Origin of the sequence: Exiguobacterium sp. s46 (genome assembly GCF_018618875.1) — a bacterium.
GTDB classification, from domain to species: Bacteria; Bacillota; Bacilli; order Exiguobacteriales; family Exiguobacteriaceae; genus Exiguobacterium_A; species Exiguobacterium_A abrahamii.
This window is the reverse complement of record NZ_JACSMY010000001.1, coordinates 371,174-398,118: the sequence shown is the minus strand read 5'-3', so window position 1 is coordinate 398,118 and position 26,945 is coordinate 371,174. Positions and strand designations below refer to the sequence as shown.

At 49.7% G+C, this 26,945-nt stretch carries 22 protein-coding genes; 1 reads left to right on the top strand and 21 read right to left on the bottom strand.

What is annotated here, in order from left to right:
* Positions 1 to 3 precede the first annotated feature (3 nt).
* From pfkB to KNQ08_RS02005, 5 genes are all read right to left on the bottom strand, one after another.
* Positions 4 to 924: a 1-phosphofructokinase gene (gene pfkB, locus KNQ08_RS02025; RefSeq protein WP_149427031.1), complete on the bottom strand. Its 921-nt coding sequence runs from the start codon at positions 922 to 924 to the stop codon at positions 4 to 6.
* Complete coding sequence (locus KNQ08_RS02020; RefSeq protein ID WP_023467728.1) at positions 921 to 1,667, bottom strand: DeoR/GlpR family DNA-binding transcription regulator; 747 nt, start codon at positions 1,665 to 1,667, stop codon at positions 921 to 923. Before KNQ08_RS02020 ends, pfkB begins: the two co-directional genes overlap by 4 nt.
* A gap of 287 nt (positions 1,668 to 1,954) precedes the next feature.
* Positions 1,955 to 2,779: a fumarylacetoacetate hydrolase family protein gene (locus tag KNQ08_RS02015; protein WP_149427030.1), complete on the bottom strand. Its 825-nt coding sequence runs from the start codon at positions 2,777 to 2,779 to the stop codon at positions 1,955 to 1,957.
* A 132-nt stretch (positions 2,780 to 2,911) separates the two neighbouring features.
* Positions 2,912 to 4,354 (bottom strand): SulP family inorganic anion transporter, encoded by a 1,443-nt coding sequence (locus KNQ08_RS02010; RefSeq protein ID WP_214804463.1) that lies wholly within the window; start codon positions 4,352 to 4,354, stop codon positions 2,912 to 2,914.
* A gap of 71 nt (positions 4,355 to 4,425) precedes the next feature.
* On the bottom strand, positions 4,426 to 5,334 hold the full coding sequence (locus KNQ08_RS02005) for a TetR/AcrR family transcriptional regulator (RefSeq protein ID WP_214804461.1): 909 nt from the start codon (positions 5,332 to 5,334) through the stop codon (positions 4,426 to 4,428).
* Between the two features lie 169 nt (positions 5,335 to 5,503).
* Between KNQ08_RS02005 and KNQ08_RS02000 the strand changes: the two genes are divergently transcribed.
* On the top strand, positions 5,504 to 6,976 hold the full coding sequence (locus KNQ08_RS02000; RefSeq protein ID WP_029341214.1) for a DHA2 family efflux MFS transporter permease subunit: 1,473 nt from the start codon (positions 5,504 to 5,506) through the stop codon (positions 6,974 to 6,976).
* Positions 6,977 to 6,996: 20 nt separating this feature from the next.
* Here the strand turns inward: KNQ08_RS02000 and KNQ08_RS01995 are convergent, their stop codons facing one another.
* From KNQ08_RS01995 to tdh, 16 genes are all read right to left on the bottom strand, one after another.
* Positions 6,997 to 7,485: a 4Fe-4S single cluster domain-containing protein gene (locus KNQ08_RS01995; RefSeq protein WP_214804458.1), complete on the bottom strand. Its 489-nt coding sequence runs from the start codon at positions 7,483 to 7,485 to the stop codon at positions 6,997 to 6,999.
* Positions 7,457 to 9,286: an anaerobic ribonucleoside triphosphate reductase gene (locus tag KNQ08_RS01990; protein ID WP_214804456.1), complete on the bottom strand. Its 1,830-nt coding sequence runs from the start codon at positions 9,284 to 9,286 to the stop codon at positions 7,457 to 7,459. Before KNQ08_RS01990 ends, KNQ08_RS01995 begins: the two co-directional genes overlap by 29 nt.
* Positions 9,287 to 9,526: 240 nt before the next feature.
* Entirely contained in the window at positions 9,527 to 11,566 is a 2,040-nt protein-coding gene (locus KNQ08_RS01985) for an ATP-binding protein (RefSeq protein ID WP_064300223.1), read from the bottom strand.
* A 101-nt stretch (positions 11,567 to 11,667) separates the two neighbouring features.
* Positions 11,668 to 12,192 carry an AAA family ATPase gene (locus KNQ08_RS01980; protein WP_214804454.1) on the bottom strand — a complete coding sequence of 175 codons (525 nt, stop codon included), beginning with the start codon at positions 12,190 to 12,192 and terminating at the stop codon, positions 11,668 to 11,670.
* A gap of 102 nt (positions 12,193 to 12,294) precedes the next feature.
* The gene (locus tag KNQ08_RS01975; RefSeq protein WP_214769186.1) at positions 12,295 to 12,978 is read right to left on the bottom strand and encodes an LrgB family protein; all 684 of its coding nucleotides are present in this window, start codon (positions 12,976 to 12,978) and stop codon (positions 12,295 to 12,297) included.
* Positions 12,971 to 13,360, bottom strand: coding sequence for a CidA/LrgA family protein (locus tag KNQ08_RS01970; RefSeq protein ID WP_050677344.1), 390 nt, complete (start codon positions 13,358 to 13,360; stop codon positions 12,971 to 12,973). The genes KNQ08_RS01975 and KNQ08_RS01970 overlap by 8 nt, the downstream gene beginning before the upstream one ends.
* A 429-nt stretch (positions 13,361 to 13,789) precedes the next feature.
* Positions 13,790 to 15,622, bottom strand: coding sequence for a DNA mismatch repair endonuclease MutL (gene mutL, locus KNQ08_RS01965; RefSeq protein WP_214804452.1), 1,833 nt, complete (start codon positions 15,620 to 15,622; stop codon positions 13,790 to 13,792).
* A 10-nt stretch (positions 15,623 to 15,632) separates the two neighbouring features.
* Entirely contained in the window at positions 15,633 to 18,164 is a 2,532-nt protein-coding gene (gene mutS, locus KNQ08_RS01960; protein WP_214804450.1) for a DNA mismatch repair protein MutS, read from the bottom strand.
* 62 nt (positions 18,165 to 18,226) lie between these two features.
* A complete protein-coding gene (locus KNQ08_RS01955; protein ID WP_023467714.1) occupies positions 18,227 to 18,664 on the bottom strand; it encodes a YlbF/YmcA family competence regulator in 438 nt (145 codons plus the stop codon).
* Between the two features lie 111 nt (positions 18,665 to 18,775).
* Positions 18,776 to 19,603, bottom strand: a complete 828-nt coding sequence (locus tag KNQ08_RS01950; RefSeq protein ID WP_214769178.1) for a DNA-3-methyladenine glycosylase family protein — start codon at positions 19,601 to 19,603, stop codon at positions 18,776 to 18,778.
* The gene (locus KNQ08_RS01945) at positions 19,600 to 20,868 is read right to left on the bottom strand and encodes a DUF445 domain-containing protein (protein ID WP_244290111.1); all 1,269 of its coding nucleotides are present in this window, start codon (positions 20,866 to 20,868) and stop codon (positions 19,600 to 19,602) included. The genes KNQ08_RS01950 and KNQ08_RS01945 overlap by 4 nt, the downstream gene beginning before the upstream one ends.
* 105 nt (positions 20,869 to 20,973) lie before the next feature.
* Positions 20,974 to 21,261 carry a hypothetical protein gene (locus tag KNQ08_RS01940; protein ID WP_029341204.1) on the bottom strand — a complete coding sequence of 96 codons (288 nt, stop codon included), beginning with the start codon at positions 21,259 to 21,261 and terminating at the stop codon, positions 20,974 to 20,976.
* Between the two features lie 124 nt (positions 21,262 to 21,385).
* The gene (locus tag KNQ08_RS01935) at positions 21,386 to 22,840 is read right to left on the bottom strand and encodes a phytoene desaturase family protein (RefSeq protein ID WP_149427019.1); all 1,455 of its coding nucleotides are present in this window, start codon (positions 22,838 to 22,840) and stop codon (positions 21,386 to 21,388) included.
* Positions 22,837 to 24,453, bottom strand: coding sequence for an alpha/beta hydrolase (locus tag KNQ08_RS01930; protein WP_149428111.1), 1,617 nt, complete (start codon positions 24,451 to 24,453; stop codon positions 22,837 to 22,839). Before KNQ08_RS01930 ends, KNQ08_RS01935 begins: the two co-directional genes overlap by 4 nt.
* Positions 24,454 to 24,598: 145 nt before the next feature.
* Positions 24,599 to 25,774, bottom strand: coding sequence for a glycine C-acetyltransferase (locus KNQ08_RS01925; protein WP_023467709.1), 1,176 nt, complete (start codon positions 25,772 to 25,774; stop codon positions 24,599 to 24,601).
* Complete coding sequence (tdh, locus tag KNQ08_RS01920) at positions 25,774 to 26,862, bottom strand: L-threonine 3-dehydrogenase (RefSeq protein ID WP_149427018.1); 1,089 nt, start codon at positions 26,860 to 26,862, stop codon at positions 25,774 to 25,776. Before tdh ends, KNQ08_RS01925 begins: the two co-directional genes overlap by 1 nt.
* Positions 26,863 to 26,945 lie beyond the last annotated feature (83 nt).

Here is a 26,945-nt window from a genome sequence, read left to right as displayed (position 1 = left end):
CTTTTAGGATTGAATGAGTTCAACGACGTTGACGTCTTTGATGAGACGATCGATATCTTCCTTCGTACAAAGACCAAAGGAATAAGCAGACGCGCTACCAGTCGTCACCGCATAGCGGAACGCTTCTTCTGGTGATTTACCGAGCGCGTGGCTGGCGACGAATCCAGCAACGAGTGAATCTCCGGCACCGACGGAATTGACGAGCTTCCCTGCCGGTGTGTTTGCCGTATAGGCACCTTGACGATTGACAAGTAGTGCTCCGTCTCCTGCAAATGAGATGACGACGTTCTCGGCACCACGCTCGACGAGCTGCTGGGCGTATGGAACGGCCATCTCCTTCGACGTAATCTCGACGTCGAAGATTTCACCGAGTTCATGGTGATTCGGCTTGATTAAAAATGGACCGAGCGGTAAGACTTCAAGCATCGCTTCCTTCGTCGTATCGACAGCGAAGCGGACGTTCCGTTCATTCAGGATCGTCGCGATATGACGATAGAGATCATGCGGCAGACTGCTTGGGATACTACCTGCGAAGACGACGATGTCACCGGCTTCCATCGTCTTGAATCGGGATAATAAATGCTCCAGCTCTTCCGGTTGAATCTTCGGTCCCGCTGCATTCAACTCAGATTCTTGATCGGCGCGAATCTTTACGTTGATCCGCGTCTCATCTTGAATCGGTGTGAAGTCCGTCAACACGCCTCGTTTCTCGAGTTCCGTCCGGATGAATTGTCCGGTACTTCCTCCAAGAAATCCGAGTGCTTGTGTTTCCACCTCATAGTTTTTTAGGACGAGAGAGACGTTGATCCCTTTCCCTCCGGCCACTTTTTCCGCCTGTTCGACACGATTGACTTGTCCTGCCTCAAATACCGGTAACGTGACATAATAGTCGATTGATGGGTTGAGTGTCAGTGTATAAATCATTTCGCGTTCACCACCTCTGTGTATTGACTGTATTTCGCTTCTTGCTCACTGGATGTCGTCGTGATGATCGTCGCCGCTTGCAAGGACGCCACACGACTGAAACTGATCGCATCCAGCTTCGTCTCATCGACGAGTACATACGATTGTTTTGCTAATTCGATCGCTGTCTTCTTTACGAGTGCCTCTTCCGGATCTGGTGTCGTGAAGCCTTGTGCCGGATGAACACCGTTCATCCCAAGGAACGCGACATCAAAATGGTAAATCAACATTCCTTCACGTGCGTTGTAACCGACGAGTGCTTGCGTTGAATGCTTGAGTTGCCCTCCGACGACGAACGTCGGGATACGGTGATAGAGTAACGTGTTCGCTAGAGGAAGACTGTTCGTTACGACCGTAATCGCCTTCTCTTCGAGATACGGAACGATGGCAAGCGTCGTCGTTCCGGCATCGAGATAGACATACATCCCGTCTTCGATCAGATCGGCAGCCGCTCGCGCGATCCGTTCCTTCTCTTCGACGTGTTGGTCACTCTTCTCGAAATAACTCGGTTCTTCAATTTGCAAATGGTTCGCTGTCGCTCCCCCGTGCACCCGACGCAGATGACCTGCTGTCTCGAGTTGTGATAAATCCCGACGAATCGTGGATTCACTCGCACCGGTTTGTTCGACGATCTTTTGCATCTTGACGACTTCTTCTCGGGCTAAAAGCTCAAGGATGAGTTGATGGCGTTTTTTGGTTAACATAAGGTTTCCCTCCGCATCTTTAATATAAAGCGTTTACATCTAAAAATCAATCAAAAACGTTCAAAATTTATATAAATTCTTTATAAAACGTTCAAAATACGACTTTTTTCGACATGAAACCGTTCTTATAGTTTCATTATACATCAAAAACGGTCATTTTATGACTGTTTTATTGGTTAGAATCAATCATTTTTTAAATTTTTGATGATTTTCACAAAATAAAAAACCACTTTCCAAAGCAACTTGGAAAGTGGTGAATGAAAATCGGTCATTTCAGTCATCTTCGTTCACTGGACTTCATTTTGCAAGCGACCGATTCCTTCAATCGATACTTCGACGACATCCCCTGTCTGAAGGTAGACCGGTGGTTTCATGCCGTGACCCACACCAGCCGGAGTGCCTGTCGCAATGATGTCCCCTGCTTCAAGTGTCATCCCGCGTGACACTTCAACTAAAATCGTTACGACATCACGCAACATCAAGGCCGTTGATCCCGATTGACGGAGTTCCCCGTTCACACGCGTCTCGACAAGGACGTCACGCGGATCAAAGCTGTCCGCTGAGACGATGACCGGTCCGAACGGACAGAACCCATCGAGTGATTTGCCACGGAAGAACTGGACGTGTTCTTTTTGTAAGTCCCGCGCTGTCACATCATTGACGATACTGTAGCCAAACACGTGATCAAGTGCATTCTCAGGTGTCAGATCACGCCCCGTCGTGCCGATGATGATGGCGAGTTCACCTTCATAATCCAGTTGCTGTGTCAAATCCGCATGCCGCTCAATCGATTCGAACGGACCAACGATCGATGTCGGTGCTTTCGTGAACAAGACGAATTTCCCCGCTCCCGCCGTATCCATCTCCTTGATATGATCGGCGTAGTTCTTGCCGACACAGATGACGTTTCGTGCCGGAATATACGGTGCCAGTTTTCGAACATCCCCTTTAAGTAGTGGCGCGATATCTAAATCAAGATCAACATCGAACTCACGTGAAATCACTTCAAACAATGAATCCGTATAGACTTGTGCCGTCACATCATATGTAGAACCATCCCGTTCAACCCCGATCCCTACTTTTCCTTCTTGCTCAAATCGAAACCATTTCATCTTAACTGCCCCCTTTTGTTTTTAGTATAGCGAAACCAATCAACGGACGCACTTCTCATCGTCAATCTGAAGGAAACAAAAAAAGCGGTCGACATCGTGTCGACCGCTTCTTCCTATCCTCTTCCTTTTTCCTTATGCGATTCGCTGCGCTAATCGATCGACGAGCGCTTGCGACTCTTCATTCAATCCAACAAGTTCGACTTTTTTGCCAAGTCGTTCGTATTTCAAGACGACGTTTTCGATTGCTTCGATAGCGGAATCATCAAACAAGTGACACGCTGAGAAATCAAGTGTGATGACAGACGATGGATCAGTTTCGAGCTGGAACTGTTCTGCAAATGCTGTCGTCGATGCGAAGAACAACGGTCCACGAATCGTATAACGGACTCGATCTGTTTGCTCCTTGCGCTCGACTAGAATACGAGAAATTTTTGACGCGAATAATAACGCAGCAAGTAAGATCCCGACAAGAACGCCCATTGATAAATCGTTCGTCAATACGGTGACGAGAACGGTTGCGAGCATGACAGCAGAATCACTCTTCGGTGACGTCTTGAGCATCTTAAATGAGCCCCAGTCAAACGTCGCATACGAGACGAAGAACATGACACCGACGAGCGCTCCCATTGGAATCGTCATCAATAGATCGTTCATCGTGAACATCAACAGCATCAGGAACACACCTGCTGTCAACGTCGACAAGCGACCACGCCCACCAGACGTGACATTGATGACCGACTGACCGATCATTGCACAGCCCGGCATGCCACCGAACACACCTGCGATGATATTCGCAATTCCTTGTCCGCGTGATTCCATCGCTTTGTTCGACGTCGTATCCGTCATCTCATCGACAATTCGTGCCGTCAGCAACGATTCGATCAACCCGACGAATGCAAGTGACAATGCATACGGGAAGATGATTTGGAGCGTCTCAAGCGAGAACGGAACATCCGGCAAGAAGAAGCTTGGTAACGCCGCTTCGATTTGCCCCATGTCCCCGATGACTCGTGTATCGAGTGAGAAGACGACCGTCAACACTGTCATGATCGTGATCGCAACGAGTGGTGCCGGGATCGCTTTCGTCACGCGTGGGAATAACAAGATGATGGCGAGTGATGCGGCGACCATTGCGTACATGATCCAGTTCTGTCCTTCGAATTGCGGCAGTTGTGCCGAGAAAATCAAAATCGCTAAAGCATTGACGAATCCGACCATGACGGATCGAGGAATGAACCGTAATAACTTAGCAATTCCTAAAAATCCGAACGCGATTTGTAGAATTCCGGCAAGGATACCGGCAGCTAGTAAATAATCGACACCATGGTCCTTGACGAGCTGGACGACGACGAGTGCCATCGCACCGGTCGCAGCTGAAATCATTCCGGGACGACCGCCGGCAATCGAGATGACGATCGCAATGATGACGGAAGCGTATAAACCGACCATCGGATTAACGCCAGCAATCAGCGAAAACGCGATTGCTTCCGGAACGAGTGCTAAGGCAACGACGATTCCGGACAGCAAATCCGCTTTTGGTTGCAGGAACCACTCTTTTTTCCATTGAGTAAACATATGATGATGAGACCCCTTTTCTAATATGAATGGTCTCAGTGTAATCCGGTTAGTTTCAAAAAGCAACCTTTTTAGGAAGTTTTAGTCCGCACACGGGCAATCTCATCGACCATTGCCTTATAGGTTGCCATGATTTCCTGACCCGCAAAGACCGGATCTTCGTCCATCGTCTTGAGTGCCCGGCGTAGAAGATGAATTTTTGGTTTCTTCCGTTCGAGTAGTTCTTCATAGATGAAATCAAGCACCTCTTCATGGGCTTCCTTCGATTCATCGGAAATCGATGACAGGGTAATCAAGCGTTTCATATGCGCACTCGTCTTCTCGAACAAATCCTTCCGAATGACGACTTCATCTTGTGGACGGTCGAGCCAAACGGATAGGAAGCGCGGCGGAATCAACTGTTCTTCCGTCCGACTGACGTCTTCGACGAGATGCGTCAATCGATTGAATACGTAACGGACAACACGTTCCGGTTGTGTGTTCGGTTCGGATTGTCGGAAGAAGTACATCGCATATTGCAACATTCCTGTATAAATGACCGCTAAATCTAGAAGATACGGTTCTTTCGTCTGACCGAATAAATCACGTAATCGTTCAAACGTCCATTCGATCTCGAGAAGACGGTTATTCTCCATGAACGTCTTCAGTTCTTTTTCATTTGAAGCAATCGCCTCTTCGAACAACGTATACAATTTATATTTTTGCATCAGTTCCAAGTAACAGTTACCTTGTTGAATGAACGTCTCATAATCCGAGACATCTCGTCCGACGAGAATTTCCTTGCGCGCTGTCCGCATCTTTTCAAAGACGGTATTGAATACATCGATGAATAATTCATTTTTAGAGGAGAAGTAGTTATAGAACGTTCCTTTGGAAACGTTACTGTGCTCAAGAATGTCCTGGATGGACGTCGATTGATAACCTTTTTCGACGAATAACTGATAGGCGGCATCTAGAAGTTGTTTCTTTTTTGGATTCATGGTCTTGTCCTTTTCTGTTCAAATGATTGCAATGGTTTAACAATCACTTATTTTAGTGTATGAAGCAAATAATTTGAATTCATTCGACTTGGACTGGTAAGATAGCCAAGTTAGTTATAGAATTCAAGTCTAACATTTTAGACTCATAGTACAAAAGGAGCATAACGAAATGCAATCAAGCAAGCAATCATCACGACTTTATTTAATTTTAACTGTCCTTATGGCAGGTGCGTTCGTTGCGGTCCTGAACTCAACGTTACTTAATATCGCCTTACCGTCGATCATGGGATCCTTCGGTATTCAGGCAAGCACCGCCCAGTGGTTGACGACGGGCTATATGCTCGTCAACGGAATCATGATTCCGACGTCAGCCTTCCTTGTCCAGAAGTTCTCGACACGTCAACTGTTCTTGACGGCGATGACGCTGTTCTCACTCGGTACGATTATCGCTGGACAAGCACACGTCTTCCCGCTTCTACTCGGTGCGCGGATGATGCAGGCATCTGGTTCTGCGATCATGATGCCACTATTAATGAACGTTCTTTTGACCGGTTTCCCGATCGAGAAACGCGGACAAGCAATGGGCATCTTCGGACTTGTCATCACGTTCGCCCCAGCCATCGGACCTACATTGTCCGGCTGGATTCTTGAACATTATGAATGGCGGATGTTGTTCCATCTCGTTACACCGATCGCATTACTCGTACTGTTCACGGGTGCCTTCTTATTGAAGAAAGAGACGGTTCGTAGCACACTCAAACTCGATTTATTTTCACTCGTTCTCTCAAGCTTTGGTTTCGGTGGTTTGCTGTATGGATTTAGTTCCGCTGGTTCTGCCGGATGGGGATCTTGGACGGTCATCGGATCATTGATCATCGGTGTGATTAGTCTGACTTCCTTTATTATACGTCAATTCATGCTCGAAGAACCGATGCTTGAGTTCGGGATTTTCCGTTATCCGATGTTCGCCTTATCGCAAGGAATTTCGATGGTCTTGAACATGTCGATGTTCTCCGCAATGATCTTGATGCCGATCTATATCCAGACGATTCGCGGTATCTCACCGTTTCACTCCGGTCTCTTGATGTTACCGGGTGCGATCGTCATGGCGATCATGTCACCAATCACAGGTCGTCTGTTCGATCGATTCGGCGCCCGGATCCTTGCCATCATCGGCTTATCACTGACGGTCTTAACGACGTTCTCGTTTAGTCAATTAGCGGCGGATACGTCATACGCGTTCCTCGTCATCATGTATACGCTACGTTTCCTTGGAATCTCGATGGTCATGATGCCCGTCATGACGAACGGGTTGAACCATATTCCGCAACACTTGACGCCACACGGTACGGCATTGAACAATACGTTGTCACAAGTATCGGGTGCGATCGGTTCAGGTCTTCTCGTGACGATCATGACGTCGCGGACGAAACATCACGTTCCGGAACTCGCTTCACAACCTGAAGCCGCTAATCCGGAATGGTTGCAAATGCAGGCGATGATCGAAGGAATCAACGATACGTTCTTCATCGCGACGTTACTTGCACTCGCGGCATTGATTTTATCGTTCTTCATCAAAAAACGACGGACGACGACACTCGCAGTCGTCGAATCCGTCGATCAAGAACAAAAATATGCATGATTTGCTTCTCCCCTGTCTATTCAGACGGGGGAGTTTTTGTTTTCGTGTAACACTCTTTTTTGTAACTGCTGTCGATCATAAATTCGTTGATTCGTGCTGCCCCGAAAACGTGTCGTTCGGTCGAGTTTCGACAGGATGAACGGACCATCGATGAGTCCGTCTAGTCGCAGTATTAGTGGATGCCATCGTTGACGTCTTAAGATTTCCTCTAGTACATAGCCAGTATATAAAATGACGTCATAGTCTGGTCCAAGTCGTTCAAGTAGTTGCACAAGTGCTGCCACTTGAAGCATCGGCTCCCCACCGGACAATGTCAAACGACGATTTCCGATCGCCTGAATCCGTTCTACTGTTTCTTCAATCGTCCACTCCACTCCACCTGTCGGGTCCCAGGAGGATGGATTATGACAGCCGATACAGTGGTGTGGACAACCGGCAAGAAACAGGACCGTTCGCAAACCGGGACCGTCAACGACAGAGTCAGGAAGAAGGGAAAGAACGCGTAGCATCGTGCTTCACCCGATTCTGCTCTTCAGCCCGTTTGGCTTCATTCCAGCGGTCCAGCGTACCAACGAGATACCCTGTGATCCGTCGAATCCGTTCGATGGATTTACTTCCGCAAACCGGACACTGATCCTCAATCGTCTGCTCCGTTCGGCAATCAAGACAACGATCGACCGGGTGATTGATTGATCCATAGCCGATTCCAGCTTCCGCCATTAAACGAACGATGTCTTCAATCGCTTGCGGATTTCCGGCAAGGGCACCATCTGTCTCGACATAGGTGATATGTCCACCATTACATAATGCATGAAACGGAGCTTCGAGTTGAATCTTCTCACGGATCGTCACGGGGGCGTCAACAGGGATGTGAAAGGAATTCGTGTAATACGGCTGATCGGTCACTCCTTTGATTTCACCGAAGTCACTGGCATCACGACGTGTGAACTTACCCGACAACCCTTCAGCTGGAGTTGCCAGCAAACTAAAGTTCAATCCCGTCATCTCGCCATAGTTGTCGACGACCGTTCGCATCGCTTGAATCAAGGCAAGACCAATCCGGTGCGCCAGTTCGGAATACCCATGATGACTCCCCGTCAGGACGGTCAAACATTCAGCGAGACCGATGAAGCCGACCGCTAACGTCCCATGCTTGAGGACCGGACCCACCTGATCCGTACTTTTTAGCGTCTCACCGTCTTTCCAGACATGTTGATATAAAAATGGAAACGCGTCAGCCGTTCGACTTGCCTGGAACTCATAACGCGCAATGAGTTGCCGGCATGCAAGTCTTGTCGTCTCTTGGACGGCTTCGAACATTTGATCGACGGTTTGACTTTGGAGTGCCAAACGGACAAGATTGATGCTCGTAAACGATAAGTTCCCTCGTCCTGTGACGGACGGGATATCTCCACGATCTTCAAACACACGGGTCCGGCATCCCATGTACGCGACTTCGGCTCCCCCCGGTTGCTCCTGACGGTTGAATGATGCATCAAGAAACGCAAAGTTCGGAAACAGTCGTTTTCCTGTCACGCGGGTGGCAAGTTGAAACAAATCGTAGTTCGGGTCTGTCGGTGACAGGTTGATGCCTTGTTTGACTTTAAAGATTTGAATTGGAAAGATCGGCGTCTCCCCTCTTCCTAATCCACGTTCCGTCGCCGTCAGCAAGGCGCGCTGGAAGAGCCGACCTGCCTGCGTCGTATTCGTTCCATAATTGACGGATAAAAACGGTACCTGTCCCCCACCGCGTGAATGCATCGAATTCGTATTATGGATGAACGCTTCGCACGCCTGAAACGTCTTTTCATACGTCTCCTGCCATGCGCGCCGCTCCCGCTTGCGTCGCTTCCAATGCGGCACGAGGTCATTTAGTTTGGTCCATTCGCGTTGGTAGGTCTTTTCGACGAATGGTGCTACATCATCGTCAAAGGTTGCGAAGGCTTGTCCGCCATGCTGCATGTTTTGATTCGCCTGGACGATGATTGCTGCAAGGGCGAGGGCGGAACGGATATCTTGCGCTGGTCGGATTGAACCGTGTGTCGTCTGAAATCCGTTTGAGAGTAGCTGACCGAGCGGAATCTGGGCACAAGTCGTCGTACCCGTCACGTAGTAATCGGCGTCGTGGATATACAAGATGTTGTCGTCAAGCGCCTGCAAGACATCTGCTTCGAGATGTTGTCGCATCATCTGTCGCGCTGCTTCTCCAGCAATCCGCTGTAATTTCGCAAGCGGTGTTTTGCCATCAATGTTTGCATTCTCTTGTTCGATATCTTGCGGTGGTGTGAGTAACGCTTCTAAGCTCTCCATGATTCTTCTTCCTCTCACGCTTTTTTGTAATCACTATAGCGAGAGTACAGAAACGTTCGCAATCCCTGCACAATTTACGATTTTTTCAACTGTTTCAGCCGTTCTGTCATCAATCTGTCCGATTTATCGTTCAAATGTCTGCATCTTACTCGTTTTAGCCAAACGCATGAATTTGGACGAATCTCACACGTGAAACGACAAAAAAGAAGAGGCGCATGATATCGCCTCTTCTTCGTCTCTTCATTCTGCTTCGAGTAACGCGTCTGTCGCACTCGGCAATTTGACCCGGAAGACCGTTCCTTCTCCAAGGATCGATTCGACTTCGATATTGCCATCATGTGCGCGAACGATTTCCTTACAGATCGATAATCCAAGACCTGTCCCGCCAATCTTTCGGCTGTCTGAGTTGTCGACCCGGTAAAACTTACTGAATAAATGCGGCATCGAATGGCTTGGAATCCCGATCCCGAAATCACGAACGCTGAGTTCGATCTGATTGTGCTGGTGGGTCATCGTCACGACGACATCCCCGCCGTCCGGTGAGTACTTCACCGCGTTATTCAAGAGATTACCGAGTAACTGTTTCATGCTGTTCGCATCTGCCTCGACCATGAAGTCCTGTTCATCATTCAAATCAAGCTGCAGACTGTGTTGCTCCGTCGCTGCTTGATAGAACTGAATTTGTTCCTTGACGATTTCTTTCAGGTCAAAGATTTGTTTGTCATACTCTTGCTTTCCTGACTCCATCCGCTGGACGTTCAAGAAGTCACTGACGAGATCGGTCAGACGTTTTGATTCATCGTGAATCGTCTGCAAGTATCGCTTGTTCCGCTCAGGATCCAAATCCCGTTTCAACATGAGCTCCGTAAAGCCATAAATTGAAGAGAGCGGTGTTCGAAGTTCATGAGAGACCGTTGAGACGAGTTCCGACTTCACGCGGTCGACTTCTGTCTCAGCCGTGACGTCACGAAAGACGAGAATCGTTCCTTTTGAATGTCCCCCGTGCGCAATGGCTTCGGCATAGACTTGAATGAAGTATTCACCTTGGTCGATCGACAAGGAGAACATGCCCTCCGGAATCTCACCCGATAAGACTTCTTCGAAGTATGCTTCAAACGCTTCCTTTTGGTCCATCTGCTCGAACATCGTTTCCGGTCGGACTTCGAGGAAGGTCATCGAATCGTTGTCTTCTTCGACTTGTAACGACTGGAAGATATCGAATAACGCCTGATTTCCTAAGATCGTCTTCTCTTCGTGTTTGATGTAGAGAATTGCTTCCCGAACGGAATTCAACAGTTGTGCCGTCTCTTTTCGTTCGTATTCCATCTGTTCGTAGAGTGACATTCGCATCAATGAGATCGCGATTTGTTTCGAGAACGATTCCAGTTCCGCTAGATCCTGTTGGTTGAATGGTGCGTCAAACCGTGCTAGATAGAGACAGGCAATCAATTCTTCTTTTGCCGGATCCATGATTGGAATGACACCTTCATAGACGTGATACGGATACTTGATGAGATCGTCGTTCGCGACCTTTTTTGAGGAATGTGCGGTTTCCTTTGAAATCATGACTCGCTTTAGTAGTAACGACTCCGTCTTCAGACTCTCTTGTTGTTCTTCTGTCATTTCTTTTGGAACGACTTGAGCGATTTCATTATTCTTGATCAATAACAGTGCACCGAATTCCGTCTTCGTCAACCGAACGATCGTACTGATGACGGATGAATAATCGAATAAACTCTCCTTTGAAGCAAGCGTTTCGATCAGTTCATTCCGATCCTGCAAATGGAGTTCATTCGTCCGCGTCAATTCAAGAGCACGCTCAAGCTCGTTCTGTTTTTGCTTCAATACTTCCTGATTGTGTTCCATTTCTTGATTCTTAGCTGACAATTCCGCATGTTGTGATGAGATCGACCGTGCCATCTGGTAAAATGATGCCGTTAATTGACCGACTTCATTATGGCTGTCGACATCATGCTCGAGCGAAATCGACTTGCCTTCTGCAAGGCGACGACTCTTGACGTTCAATTCGCGGAGTTGTGACGTCACCCGATGAATCAATGGGCGAACGATGAACAGTAGACAAAATAAAAAAATCATCAAGTTCAAGAACCAGAACCATTGTGTCTTTTGTAACTGGTCGAGTACTTGTTCCTTCGTCCGACCGTCTGCATTATCCACGTATAAATAACTGGCAACCGATGTGATGACACTTAGTGCAAAGACACTATAAAAAATCGCCATCAACTGTCTGCCTAATTTCTCAGTCATCCAGTGTTTCATATTCATAAATCCTCCTAGCAATAAGTTGCCCTTCGTTCAAGATTGTTTCCTCCTCATCTATTATCATCTAATGATTCCCGGAAACATCTTTATTGAATCCTTTATGGTCGGGCAGGCGAGAGTCCGATCCCGGTCACGAGGGCAATCGCATCGACGATTTGTCCTTTCGTCAGATCATCCGTCTCGATCTGTTGACTGAACAGCGGATCGGATAATTGCCGTAGTCGTTGTTCCGCTTGTTGACCGCCCCACGAGTTTGGACGCTCAAAGCGGCTAATCAACCGACGTTTGACAGTCGTCTCCTTCGCCATCAAGGCGATATGACGGACGTCATGACCGTTCGCTCGTAACGTCCCGATGATTTCCTGAAAGTACGCTGGATTCGTCAATGTCATCGGTACGATGATCCGCGCATCTTCCGTATCGAGCTGTTCGAGGAGCTGTCGATTAAACGTGCGCCACAACGGCTCATCCTGAAAATCATCCTTGTTTTCCGGCAGTTGCGCTCGTAAAAAATAGCCTGTCTCCTCTGGATCAAAGATGTGTGATCCGCTCCAGCGTTGTTGTAGCCCTTTTGCTGCCGTCGTCTTCCCGACGCCAAACGTACCGTTAATCCAAATGATCATCTGATTCTCCTCCACCCTGTTTTCTGTTGTACTATACTGCAAAAGTGGTCGACAAGTTTCAATCGGTTACAAAAAAAACACTCCGTTTAAAAAACAGAGTGTTTAGCCATATAACCATGTGATTAAAAACGGTGCGAGAATGCTGGCACAGACAGCCGTCAAGACCATCGTCAACAGACCGACCGCCCCTTCGCGCTGATCAAGACTCATCGATTTCGTCGCGCCCATGACGTGAGCAATCGATGCCAAGCCTACTCCACGGCTGACGAAGTGCCGAATTTTCAAGCCCGTCATTAATTTTGGTCCGACGATTGATCCCGTCAATCCGGTCAATAAAACGAAGGCAGCCGTCAACGTCGTCGTCCCGCCTGCTTTTTGTGAGATCGCTAAGGCAACGGGTAACGTGACCGATTTCGGTAACAAGGCAAGGTTCGTCGTCCGCTCGAGATGAAGCAGAAGACCGAGTAACAAATCTGAACTCATCGCAATACAGGTTCCAAGCAACACACCGAGTCCGATTTCCGGTAAAAAACGGCGGACGTGATGCCGGACCCGATAGAGTGGAATCGCAAATGCCGTGATCGCTGGACCGAGCATCTTCGACAAGTATTGTCCTCCTTGCATGTATTCTGCATGTGAGACGCCGCTATAGACGAGAATCACGATCAGGCCAGCCGTCACCGTCAGGATCGGCAACGTCCAGACACGGGGATGACGTTGGTAAAGAAACATCGCGCCACTGAATAAAAGAATGGTTAGGATGATCCAGAACAGTGTCTCACTCATGTGGGGTCACCGCCTCTTTCCGGTGTGCCAAGCGATCGACGATGTACGCTGAGCCGACTAACGTCAGCAGGCTGCTGACGACAACAATCAACACGACTTGAAGACCAGATGTTCGAAGGAATGCCGTATAATCCATGATTCCGGACAGTGCTGGGACAAAGAATAACGGCATGACGAACAGCAGAAAGGTTCCGCCCCGTTCAACAGCGACGAGAGGAAGCAATCGACTTTTTAACGTCACGTACAGCAGAATCAAGCCGATGATGTTACCGGGTAATGGTAACTGGAAAGTTTCGCTCACCCAGTCCCCACTGAGTGAAAAACAAAAAATAAGTGCGATTTGAGCAATGATTTGAATGATACGCATAACGCGTGAAAGCATGATAAAGGTCCCCTTGTTAACAGTTTCGGGTCTTATTATCCGCCTCTTTCCTTCAACAATCAATGAAATCTAGTTAATCAACTGAAGTAACCGTTCTCATGAAAATCCATACCTTTTTTGTATTAGCACAAACATAAACCAGTCAGTCGTGTATCAGTACAATAAATGATTCGAGACGAACGAAAAGGAGACTGATTAAAAAAAAATGACGTGTCACACGCAACTCCTACAAGAACAAGCACATTTATGCGCTTTAGAGACAAACAAGCCAGTTTTCCTGTCTAAATGAAGCAGGAAAACTGCCTTGTGTCTCGCCTGAGGAAAGTGCGTGAAAAGACACATCATTCTTATTTGTAGAGACTGACTTTTGAGTCAGCTCCCTTTTTTAATCTGAGACGACACCTGAATGGAATCGTCTCCTCATCTTGATCACATGACCCGTTTGAATAACTTCTCAAGTTCATACGTCGTCCATTCGATGATGACCGGACGTCCGTGCGGACACGTGAACGGCATTTCCGTTTTCGCTAGATCGTCAATCAACCGGCGCATCATCTCATCGTTCAACGGATGATTCGCCTTGATCGATTTCTTACATGCCATCATGATGGCGGCATCTTCCCGATACGTCTCGAGATCGATTTTTCGCTTCATCAAGGCTTCATCGAGTAATTCCTGAATCGTCTCTTCCTGTCGATGGGACGGGAACCACGTCGGAACTTCTCGGACGATGAAGCTTTGTGGACCGAATGCTTCGAACTCGATGCCAACGTCTTTTAGCAACGGAAGGACTTCCTCCATCCGTTTCATGTCATCCGACGAGATTTCAAACGTATACGGTAAGAGCAGTTGTTGCCTCTGTTCCGGTGGTCGACCGAACATGACCTTATACGTCTCGTATTTGATTCGTTCCTGTGCTGCATGTTGATCAATCATATACATCCCGTCTTCCCCGGCACAGACGATATAGGATGAATGGAGTTGACCGATGACGTCGAGATGCGGAAAGCGCGGACGCGCGGGTGGTTCCTCAATCGATTCAGTAAACTCCTGCTTGACCGGCTCGATGGGCTCGAACAGATCATCCTCGTTGCTAAACGGTAATGATTTCTCTACAGGTGGTCGATCGTCCTCTTGCGGCTTTTTCGGAATCGGATAATTCCAGACCGCTCGCGATGACGTTTCTTCGACTGGTTCCGCGACGTAAGAAAAATCAAGTTTTTCCTGGCTACTCGGATCTTTTTTTGGTTTCGGTGGCGTCACTTTCGGAATCAGTGTCTCCCGGCTGAGCGTCATCTTGATCGTCTCCTGAATCAACTGGCAGAGCTCCATCTCTTTTGAAAGACGGACTTCTCGTTTCGCCGGGTGAACGTTGACATCGATCAGGAGTGGATCCATCGTCACCTCGATGACTGCAATCGGATACCGCCCGATCGGCAAGAGCGTATGGTAACCGTTCAAGACCGCTTGCGTCAGGGCGAAGTTTTTGACCGAACGTCCATTGAGAATCAACGTAATGTAATTCTTCGAGGCACGGGTCACTTCCGGTTTGACGAGATGACACGTCAATTGATAATCGGCATTCGCGCCCTTGGCGACCAACGTTCCTTGAATCGTTTGATGACCGTAGACACTCGCCAGCGCTTGCCGGACGTCTCCTGATCCGTTCGTCTGGATCAACGTCTTCCCTTCATGGGTAGCCCGAAGTTTGACGTCTGGATGAGCGAACGCCATCCGGTTCAGCACGTCCGTGATTGCCGCAAGTTCCGTATGCGTCGTCTTCAAATACTTCAGCCGTGCCGGTGTATTGAAGAAGAGATGCTCGACCGTCAATTCCGTTCCCCGGTTCATTGCTGCTGGTGTCCGTTCGACGACCGTCCCGTACTCAAGCGTCACTTGAATCCCTTCCGCGTCCTCACGTTTCGTCTTCAACGTCACTTTACTGACGGACGCGATCGAGGCAAGTGCCTCTCCGCGAAAACCAAGTGTCTTGATTCGGAATAAGTCATGCTCATCCTTAATCTTACTCGTCGCGTGACGGACGAAAGCCAGTTCAGCGTCATCCGGGTAAAACCCGTGTCCGTTGTCGCGGATCGTCATCCGTTTCATTCCAGCTTCTTCGAGCTCGACATCGATTTGTGTCGCACCGGCATCAAGTGCGTTCTCGACCAGTTCCTTGACGACCGATGCTGGTCGTTCGACGACTTCTCCCGCCGCGATCCGGTTCGCTAAACTATCGGATAATTCACGAATGATTCCCACTGCATTCTCCTCACTTTCTCGCTTCGGCTTGTAGGCGGTACAGCGTATTCAATGCTTCGAGTGGCGTCATGTTGATTAAATCAAGACTCGCCATCGTCTCACGCAGCGGATCCGCTTCTGAGAACAGACTGAGTTGATCAACCGGCTCCTCCTGAACAGGAGCTTTGACAGGTGCTGCGACCGGAATAGGCTCTGCCTGCTCGAACTCGGACAAGAGGACTTGCGCCCGCTCAATCAAGCTGTCCGGTAAATCAGCTAACCGCGCGACATGGATTCCGTACGATTGGTCGGCTTTTCCGTCGCGTACTTCATGCAAGAAGACGACACGCCCATCTTGTTCAACGGCACGGACGTGAACGTTCGCTAATCGATCAATCGATTCTTCGAGCACCGTCAGTTCATGATAATGAGTCGAAAATAGCGTCTTCGCCCCAACGTGCCGGGCGATGTGTTCAACGATCGCTTGTGCGAGTGCCATCCCGTCGTACGTCGAGGTCCCGCGACCGATTTCATCTAGCAGGATCAACGACCGGTCCGTCGCACGCGTCAACGCTTCTTGTGTCTCGACCATCTCGACCATGAATGTCGACTGTCCACTGACGAGGTCATCTGCCGCCCCGATCCGCGTGAAGATTTGATCGAAGATCGGCAGTTTCGCTTGAGCAGCTGGTACGAACGAGCCGATTTGATGCAATAAGGCGATTAAGGCGAACTGTCGCATATAGGTCGATTTACCGGACATGTTCGGTCCAGTGATCAACAGCATCTCGCGTCCTTCGTTTAAGGTGATCCCATTCGCGACGTATTCACCGCGCGGTAAGACTGTTTCGATGACCGGGTGACGTCCTTGCTGAATATCAACCGTTCGTCCCGTCGTCGTGATTGGTCGGACATAGTCGTGCGTCTCGGCAATCTCAGCCAGTGCGACGAGGACGTCGAGTTCCGCGATCCGGCGACTGACCCGTTGTAAGCTTTCGATGTGTCCTTTGACTTCATCGCGCACTCCACAGAAGAGATCGTACTCGAGCGTGACACTCTTCTCTTCCGCACCAAGGATTAATGCTTCTTTTTCCTTCAGTTCCGGTGTGATGTAACGCTCGGCATTGGCAAGTGTCTGCTTCCGTTCATACCGTCCTTCCGGCAACAGCTTGGCATTGGCACGTGAGACCTCGATGTAATAACCGAAGACGCGATTGTAGCCGATCTTCAACGTCTTGATGCCGGTTGCTGCCCGTTCACTGGCTTCAAGTGTCGCAAGCCATGTCTTTCCGTCTTTTGAGGCGACGAGTAACTCGTCGAGATCTGCTGAATAACCAGCCTTAATCATTCCGCCCTCTTTCGTTGAGATCGGTGGGGCTTCGACGAAAGCACGATCGAGTAGATCGCTCAACTCATCGTGCGGATCAAGTCCGAGACTGAGTTGACCAAGACGTTCGCTCATCATCTCCTCGAGCGCTGATTGAATGCGGGGAATCAGCCGTAACGTCGACTTCAATTGAACGAGGTCGCGCGCAGACGCCGTACCGTAACCGACTTTTGCGACGAGTCGCTCGAGATCATAGACCTCTCGTAACGTATCTTTTAATTGCTGACGTTCGAAGTAGTGTTGCAACAATTCCTCGACAGCGTCGAGCCGCTCGGTGATGACACGTTCCGATAACAACGGTTTTTCAAGCCAGCGTTTCAACATCCGTCCGCCCATCGCTGTACCTGTCACGTCAAGTAAACCAAGCAACGAACCTTTTTTGTCTCCTGTCCGTGCCGAGCGGACGAGCTCAAGATTCTTGACCGTATTTGGCTCGAGTTGCATGAAGTCACTCGCTTCATAGACGACAGCGGGTTGTAGATGTGTCAACGCTCTTTTTTGTGTATCGTGCATGTAGGCATAGAGCACTGCAAAGGCTTCCGCTTGGGCTGCATCAATCGCACGATCCCCGTGCGGATGCGATTCGCGCCGAGAACTACGCGTCAGTGGAATCCGTAAGTGCGCGAGCGCCGTCTCGTGTTCCTCTGTCGTGACGATGATTTCCCGTGGCAAAATGATGCTCAGTTCTTTGACTACACCGTCGAGTGTCGCAACGCTTGTCAAGGCACTCTCACCTGTTGAGACATCACCGCGAGCAATCCCAAAGCGACCGTCCTGTTCGACGACCGCGACTAAGTACCGATTCTCTTTTTCCGTCAAGGCGGACATCAACGTTCCCGGTGTGATGACTTGGATGACTTCGCGTTTGACGAGTCCTTTCGTCAACTTCGGATCCTCGACTTGATCACAAAGCGCCACTTTATAACCACGCTCGATCAACTGTTCGATGTAGCCGTTCGCTGCGTGATGGGGCACGCCACACATCGGAATCGGATGTTCCGCGTTCTTGCCGTTTTTCGCCGTCAGCGTCAACTCCAGCTCATGGGCGACCTTTTTGGCATCCTCAAAGAATAATTCGTAAAAATCACCGAGTCGATAAAACAAAAAGGCATCCGGATAATCCGCCTTGATCGAGAAGTATTGTTTCATCATCGGAGTGTTGTGTACTGCTTCCATTCTTCCACCTCATTCGTAGAAAAAGCCGACGGATGTCCGTCGGCTTTTCGTTCATTTCGTGATTAGTAGCCGCAACCGCCGCTTTTGTTTTCTGCTTCCATGCCGCTACCTGTCTTACCAGCGAGAACATCTCCGTCCGTCGCTTCGATGATTTGATCCGTAATCCCGTTCGAGATCGTCACCGTGATGTATTGGAGAAGTCCGTTGACTTCTTCTTGTGTTTCTTGGAACTGTTGGACGACAGGCATCTCATCGAGCTCAGCGAACAATTTATCGAGCTTCGCTTCGACACGTGCGAGTGCTTCTGTTTTGCCGTAATGCTGGCAGTTGACTGCCTCTTTTTGAAGGAACTTGATTTGTTTCATCATCTTTTGGACTTTTTCATTCCCATTGATGTTGGCTTCTGCCGCTTTAAATCGTTCTACTTCCGGTGTCTCTGAAATCATTTTGGCGATTTCATTGGCTTTTTCGATGATTTGTTCATCTGTATACATCCACATTCGTCCCCTCTATCGTTAGCGAACACGTCGCTTCCCTTAGCATTCTGAACGATTCCTCGTTCTGTCGCATTCATTATACCGTTCTCACGATAGAGTGACAAGAATAGTTCCTTATTCAATCGAACGCCATAATAGATAGGCGGCGTGACTGCGGACAGGGGCAAATTCCTCTGCCAGTCGCGTCGCCTCTTCAACAGTCGGTCGGTAACCGAGTAACTGTTCGAAAGCCCGTAATATCCCGATGTCAGATGCCGGAAACAAATCTGGACGACCGTACCCGAACATCAGGACGTTTTGGACCGTCCATGGTCCGACGCCTTTCAGTGCAATCAAAGTCTCAGCGATTTCTGCGTCGTCGGCTGACGTCAATGCATCATAATCGATTGTTGCCGTCGCTACGCCAAGCAGATAATCGACTTTACGTCCTGATAGTTGCAGAGCAAGCAAGTCCTCGCGACGCGCCGTTGCTAATTGACGCGGTGTCGGCGGAAGAATGATTCCGTCCTTGACCGTTCCGAATGTTCGAAAGACACGTTCCGTCAACGTATGGGCAAATGACAGATTGATTTGTTGATGAATGATCGAGCGAATCAAGGCCGTGAACGGTGAATGATCAAGCACGAGTCGTTCGTCACCGAACTGTTCGACGATCGCGTGTAACGACGTCGCCTTGAGACGCTGCGCAGGATTCGGCTCATTGAGTCGAAAGCGTCGATTGAGTTGCGTCAGCACCGCTGTTTGCGGTCCTGAACCGTCAATCCGTAACGTGTAACCATCGATGGCTTCCATCGTCGTGATGTATGCCTGATCGTTGATGAAGATCGGAACGACGAGTCGCCCATCCTGTTCGATTTGTAACGGGTCTCCCGTCAAACGAGACACGACTCCTTTAAAATCAAATGCTTCCGACAACGTCACATCATATGTCCACCGGCTCATCCGACGAACACCTTGATCGCACCGAGAATCAAACCGATGATGAATCCACACAATGCCCCGTTGACCCGAATCCATTGCAAGTCACTGCCGACCTTATCCTCGATCATATGAATCAGTGTCTCCGTATCGAACCGGTTTAAGTTCTCGCGGACGAGTCCACCGATTTTTTGGTGATTTTGTTCAACGAAACGAACGAGTTGCTCCTTCATCCATTGATCACTGCTATCCTTGAACGTCGGATGCTGTTCCCAGTCGTCTAAAGCGCGAGAAAGCATCGGCATCGCCCGTTCCGTCCAGAAGGCATCTGACGTCAAGTAGCGTTCGAGTTCGATCAGACCAGCATCATACGCGCGTTCAATGACCGGAACGAAGTCAAACCGGTCGACCTCGCTTGCCTTCCAGGCATCGATTTTCGCTAGACGCTCTTCATCAATCGACAACTGTGCCAGATTTCGACGCAGATGATCAAGAATCGCTAAACGATTCGGGTGATGGACGTGTCGCATATCTTGAATGACCGTCAGCAAGACACCTTGAATGACCAGACTGAGTTTTTCTTCTGAATAGACTTTTTGTACGGTTCGCGCGGTCACTCGCAAGAACGTATTCTTTTCTTGATCGATCATCGCCGTATAGGCAAGGCGCCCAATCTGATCGCGGATGACAGGGTCTTCGAGCAGACGTTGCCCATAATCGAGTAACTGATCCATCAGCCACTCGTCGAGGCGACGTTCCTCGTTTAACTCCATCGCTCGGACAGCCAGCCGTTTTGACGGATACGCTTTGATCGTCTCCGTCACCCGTGTATTCGCAAACTCAAGAATCGCCTCTTTCGGTAGTTTCCGAATTAAACCAATCAACAGTTCGGTGACGGTCGCTCGAAAAGCAGGCAGAACGAGAATCGAACGTAAGATTTTGATGACACGATCTGCGAGCGTCATGTGCTGGAGTTTCGCGACGATACTCTCTTTATTGAGCAAGTCCGTCTCGAGCATATGAACGATTGATTCGATGACCCGTTCCCGATTTTTCGGCAACAGGTTCGTATGGGGAATCTTTAAGCCAAGCGGATGGCGAAACAACGCCGTGATCGCGAACCAGTCAGCAATCCCACCGACGAGTCCGGCTTCAAAACCACTCTGGAGCCAAAAGACCCACGCATTTTCTTTAAATGGCAATGAGACGATGAATCCGACCGCCATGAAAATCAACGAGACGGTCGCAAGCCGCCGTGTCGATGTTTTAGGTTGTTCAAGTGATGACACATCGTTTCCTCCTTCAACTGAGTCACTTATCTACCTTACGAACGGGACAAGGATTAGGTTTCGACACGAAAGAGCCCCAGTCATCGACTGGGACTCTCTATGTACTTAAAACGTGTATTCACCAAAACGGTCGCCATCCCATGTCGCGGTTGCCGTTGAGACAAAATAGACCAGTCCGTTGCCGAATGTATTTTCCATTAATGACACGAGTTGTTGACCATTCGTCTGCTCGACGAACGCTAATCGGACTTCCTCTTTCCCTTGATAAATCCGTTCGTAAACGCTTAAACCGCGTGCATTGAGAAACGTACGCGCCGACTCGAATTGAATCGGACCGACTTCAGGTCGTCGTTCCTGAATGAACGACTGACATTTTTGCTCGAATGTCTCCATGGTTCTTCACTCCTTCTCTCTTTCTGTTCATGGATATCATGTTCCCGACTCTTCCTCATCATAATCCTCAAATGTGAAAAAAGCGACAGATGCGTCGCTTCTTTCATCATTTTACGACGATTTCTCATAATCTGACGTTAAACTGTCGGGCAACATGAATCGCAGACGTCGTCGCCCCAATCGTCCCGGCACCCGGAAAGATCGTGTCGCCGATCGCAAAGAAGTGATCGATGCCCGTACGAAACGGAGCCGCGAACAAGAGACTTGTACTCGGACGTTGCGGATATCCCCCGACTCCACCGTCCGGACGGAACGTATAGCGTACCCACGCACCGGGTCCACCCGGATGGCGTTCGATCGCCTGTTGCACGAAGCCAGGAAACTGTTGTTCAAGAATAGCTTCGAAGATCGCCGACATCACCTCGACCTGTTCGTCGTAGCGTTTCCGGTCCGTCTTATCAAACGTACCAATCGGAACATGACATGACATCGTCAGCGTCCGCTGACCGGCTGGTGCACGTAATCGGTCGTCCGGACGGGAGAGGGAGATGAAGGCATGACCTGAAGGTAAGGACGGATCATGAACTTGCCGGAATGCTTCGTCAGACAAAATGATCGACTCCGGAATCGCCGCATAATACGTAAACGTCGCCCATTGCTGTAGCTTTTCCTGTCGCTGATACGTCCGTCGTAACGTTCGTTTCATATCCGAACTGACGACTTCCCTGATGCCTTCAAGCGGAACTGCGCAGATGACAGCATCAGCAAGCATCAAGCGTCCGCGACGATCCTCGATCAAGAAACCATCCGGCGTCTTACGAATCGACGTGACTTTTCGCCCAAGGAGACAGGTTGCCCCGCTCGCCTCGGCTGTCTCTTTCAATTGCTCGGCCAGTCGGTATAATCCACCCGGGACATAATAAGCACCCTCGTGGTAAATCGATAAGGCGACGGCTCCTAGTAAAGCAGATGCTTCCTGCCCAGTCTGCATGCTGTCGAGCAAGATCCCGTCGATCACTTGTGCGAACAGCGTATCCGCTAATCGATGTTTGCGTAACAGATGACCAATCGTCAGCGGAAAATACGGTAAGAGGACGACACTTTTCGTGTGACGGACTAACCGCCGGACGTCGGCTAAATCTTGAAGTGGCAATGCCGGCAGTTCTGCCATCAGTGGACGAATCGCCTCATGAATCTGCTCGATTTCAGCAAAGAATGCCCGAATCGACGATGCTTGCTCCGGAAAATGTGACGTCAATTCGGTTAGAAAGACATCGCGATTTTGATAATAATGAATCAATCGTCCTTCGATGCGAATCGTCATGACGACGTCGAGTGGCTTGACCTGGTGCGTCACTCCGAGATGATCGAGCACACGGGCATGAATGCCACCCGGTTCAAATCCCATCCCAAGGGTCGCTCCAACTGGATACGTCAAGTCCCGGCGCGTGAACTTCCCGGCTGATCCTCCCCATTCACGACTTCCCTCAAGTACCGTGACGGCATGTCCTTCTTGTGCAATCAATGCCGCAGCCGTTAGACCGGCAATTCCTCCGCCGACGATGACGACCTGTTTCATGATGGTTCCTCCTCCGTGACTCGATTTTCTTTAAACAGGAAATTGCGGATTTCGCGGAAGACCGGCTCCCGGCGATGAATCGTGAAGTGATCATACTTATAGGATTTCGTCTGAATGTTATCCGTGTAGTTCTCGAGTGCAAACGAACTATTTAACGAAATCAGATTGAAGTCGCCTCCTTTGGCACCAAACGAATAGACGAGCACGTCGCGTGGCCACGTCTCAAGCCGTTGGGTCAGATTGTTCATTGCTGGAGAACCTTTCGCAAGATCACGTATGGCAGGACTGTTCGTATTCGTGCCGAGTGGCGCAAGTGTCAAGCCGAGCTTCGCGTAATCCGAACCGGCGATCGGTGAGTCGAGCGTCACGACTTTTCGGACGTGATACGGCATCTCCTCTTGGACCGTGTAGGCGACGACATCGACACCACCCATGCTGTGCCCAACGAGCTGAATATCGGCAAAGGTCGCTTTTTGTTTCGCATCGTAAGCTGCAATCGCCGCATTCAACCACTTTTGCTGATCGACAAGGCTTGCCTCATCATCTGCGAAGACGATTCGGACAAGTGGGTAGCCGGTCGATGATGGTTTGACGCTACAGGTCGCTTTCCCGGAACGGGTCACGTCACATCGACCGCCATCATCGGCGACTTTTTTATTCGTGAAGTTTTGAATCATCGGCACGAACGTCCGCTCCGTCCCGAATAACCCATGGACGAGGAACGTCGGCACGATTTCACTCTTTCCTTGTGTGACGATCTGACGCGTTGGTGGCGGCGCACTTGACGTATCCTCCGCGAACACCCACCACGCGCCTCCCCCGACGATCAAACAGACGAGGAGCGAGATGCTGATCGTCTTCAACTGTTGCCGGCGCAAACGACGGACACGGTGAAAGACCCAGTAGAGGAATAATCCGACACCGATTAATAACACGATACCGGTAATGATCCAACCTGTCGGATTCGGTACATACGCAATCAACTGTAGCTGGTTGGCTTTCGTTCCGTATAATTTCCATGACACATCATGATAATTCGACCAGTCGATCTTTTCTCCATTTTGGAGACCGATCACTTTCGGACCGTGGAGCTTGATCTCGATATCGGCTTGACGGATATACCGGTCGGCGAGTTTCTTGACCTGTCCAGTCGGTTGATAGCCTTTGATATTCAAACGATCGATACTGAGATCGATGTTCGTATCCAGTCGATACGTATCAAACCAAAAACCGTCCGATTTTTTCATGTCGAACTTCGTATCAGGTGGAATGAGAATCCCTCCGATACCTGTCTTCCATTCGTCCTTGATCGACGTCATGTCCTTGAAGTTCGCGAATGTCTTCTGCATCCGGATTCCTTCATAGTCATCCTTCGTCTTAAATGTTTTCGCCGCATAACCGTTCTTTTCTGCCTGCTTAACATAACTATTCCAATTCGGATTTAGGTTCAGTAAACGCGCTACCGGGTGTTCCTTTGCGGCATATGTCGTCTTTAAGGTAACACTCTGATCGGTATGAATCGTCGCATCATATTGGATGCGAATACAACCCCCAAGGAGCAGCGTCAGCATCAAAAATGAGAGCAAAATCCCTTTCTTTTTCGTACTCATCAGGTCACATCCTTTCCTCATCTGTTATTCCCTATCTCGCAAAAGTAAAAACGGTCGACGTTGATTCTTTCGTCATGACGCACTTCAGGCAGTGGGTCATCGACCCACTGCCTGAAAGTATGCGGACCTGGTTCGTCCGTGACCAGCATCAACCGATCAAGTTTAATTCACGACCGACTTTTTCGAAAGCTGCAAGCGCCGTCGTTAAATCTTCACGCGTATGTTCCGCCGTCACGATCGTCCGGACACGTGCTTTGCCTTTTGCGACCGTCGGGAAGGCGATGCCTTGAGCAAAGACACCTTCTTGACGTAAGCGGTCCGACAACTCGTGGCAACGTGCTTCATCCCCGACGATGACCGGTGTGATCGGCGTCGTCGATGTTCCGATGTCGAATCCAAGATCACGGAGTCCTTGTTTAAAGAATTCCGTGTTTTCCCATAGACGATCGAAGAGTTCCGTCTCTTCCTCCATGACACGGAGCGCTTCCCGGTTCGCTTCGACGACTGCTGGTGGATGTGATGTCGAGAACAAGAACGGACGTCCTTTATGGATCAGATAATCCTTGACGTGCTGTTCACACGCGACGTATCCACCGAGGACACCGATGGCTTTTGAGAGCGTACCGACCTGCAGGGCAACACGTCCGTCAAGACCGAAGTGATTGACCGTACCGCGTCCCGCTTTCCCAAGCACACCTGACGCATGGGCATCATCGACCATGACGAGTGCGTCATAACGCTCGGCTAATTCAACGATCTCTGGAAGTGGTGCAATGTTTCCGTCCATCGAGAAGACACCATCCGTGACGATGAGGCGCGTCCGCGCGTCTTGTGTTTCTTGTAAGGCCGCTTCAAGATCCGCCAAGTCGACATGTTTATAGATGCGGCGTTTCGCTTTCGTCAGACGAATCCCATCGATGATCGAAGCGTGGTTCAACTCATCCGAGATGACGACGTCTTCCGGACCGAGCAGTGCCGATAAGACACCGAGATTCGTTGCGAATCCAGACTGGAAGACAAGTGCTGCTTCCGTGTGCTTGAATGTCGCGAGTTCCCGTTCGAATGCTTGGTGCATCTCGAGTGTTCCGGCAATCGTCCGAACGGATCCTGTTCCAGCACCGAACGTGCGCGCTGCTTCCGCTGCTTGTTCAGCGAGACGCGGATGTGCGGCGAGTCCAAGGTAGTTGTTTGACGACAGTTGAATCAGTTCCTTCCCGTCAATCGTCACGCGGTTATGTTGCGCGCTCTCAAGTGCTACGAGGTTGCGGAACGTGCCCGCCTGTTTCATCTCTTCTAGTTCTGTCCGTAAGTGTTCAAATCCCATTAATTCGTCCCCCTTGGTTGTAATACGACTTTCCCGCATTTCCCTTGACGCATCAATTCAAATCCTTCTTCGAACCGCTCGAGCGGCAACGTGTGTGTGATTAATGGTCGGACATCGACTTTTTCGCTCGATAAGAAAGCAGAAACCTGGCTCCATGTCTCATACATCTTCCGACCGGTGATCCCTTGGACCCGGACACCTTTGAAGACGACGTGGTTCGTCAAATCGATTTCAACCGGTTTGACCGGCAGACTGAGGATGTTGACGTCTCCACCTGCTGTCACCATCTCGAAGGCTTGACGAATCGCAACCGGATGACCACTCATCTCACAGACGACATCAATTCCATCTCCGTCCGTCATGCGCTCGATCCGCTCTAACACATCGTCATGACGTGAATCGATGACGACATCCGCCCCCATCGTCCGCGCGAGTTCAAGACGATACGGATTGACGTCGATCGCAACGACTTCCGCCGCACCAGCTGCTTTAGCGACGGAGACCGCCATCAGACCAATCGGACCACAACCGACGATTGCGACCGTTTTCGCACTGACATCGCTCGCGAGAACCGTATGGACGGCATTGCCCATCGGCTCTTGGATCGAGGCGATCCCTGCTGGCATATCTTCCGGGTTGACCCAAAGGTTTTCTTCCGGCATGACGACGTATTCTGCAAAACATCCTTGTGTATCGACACCGATGATCTTCGTGTTCTTACAGATGTGATATTGTCCACGAAGACATTGTTTACATTGATGACAGACGATATGCGTCTCCGCCGAGACACGATCACCGAGCTTCAAGCGTTTCGTGCCTTCTCCGAGCTCGACGACTTCGCCTGAGAACTCGTGACCGAAGACATACGGCGGATTGACACGCGAGGCTGCCCACGCGTCCCACTCATAGATATGCACGTCCGTCCCACAGATCGATGTTGCCTCGACTCGAATCAAGACTTCTCCACGACTCGGTACGGGTACTGGTACTTCTTTCAGTGCCGCACCGAACCCGCGCTCTTCTTTGACGAGTGCACGCATCGTTTTTGTCGTTGTCGTCTCTTCTACCGTCGTTACTAATTTCGTCATCTTTCCCCGACTCCTTCGCGGAAGCTCACGTTTTTTATATGTGGCGAACTTCCAAATGTTTAGCATCCCCAAAAAACCAAACA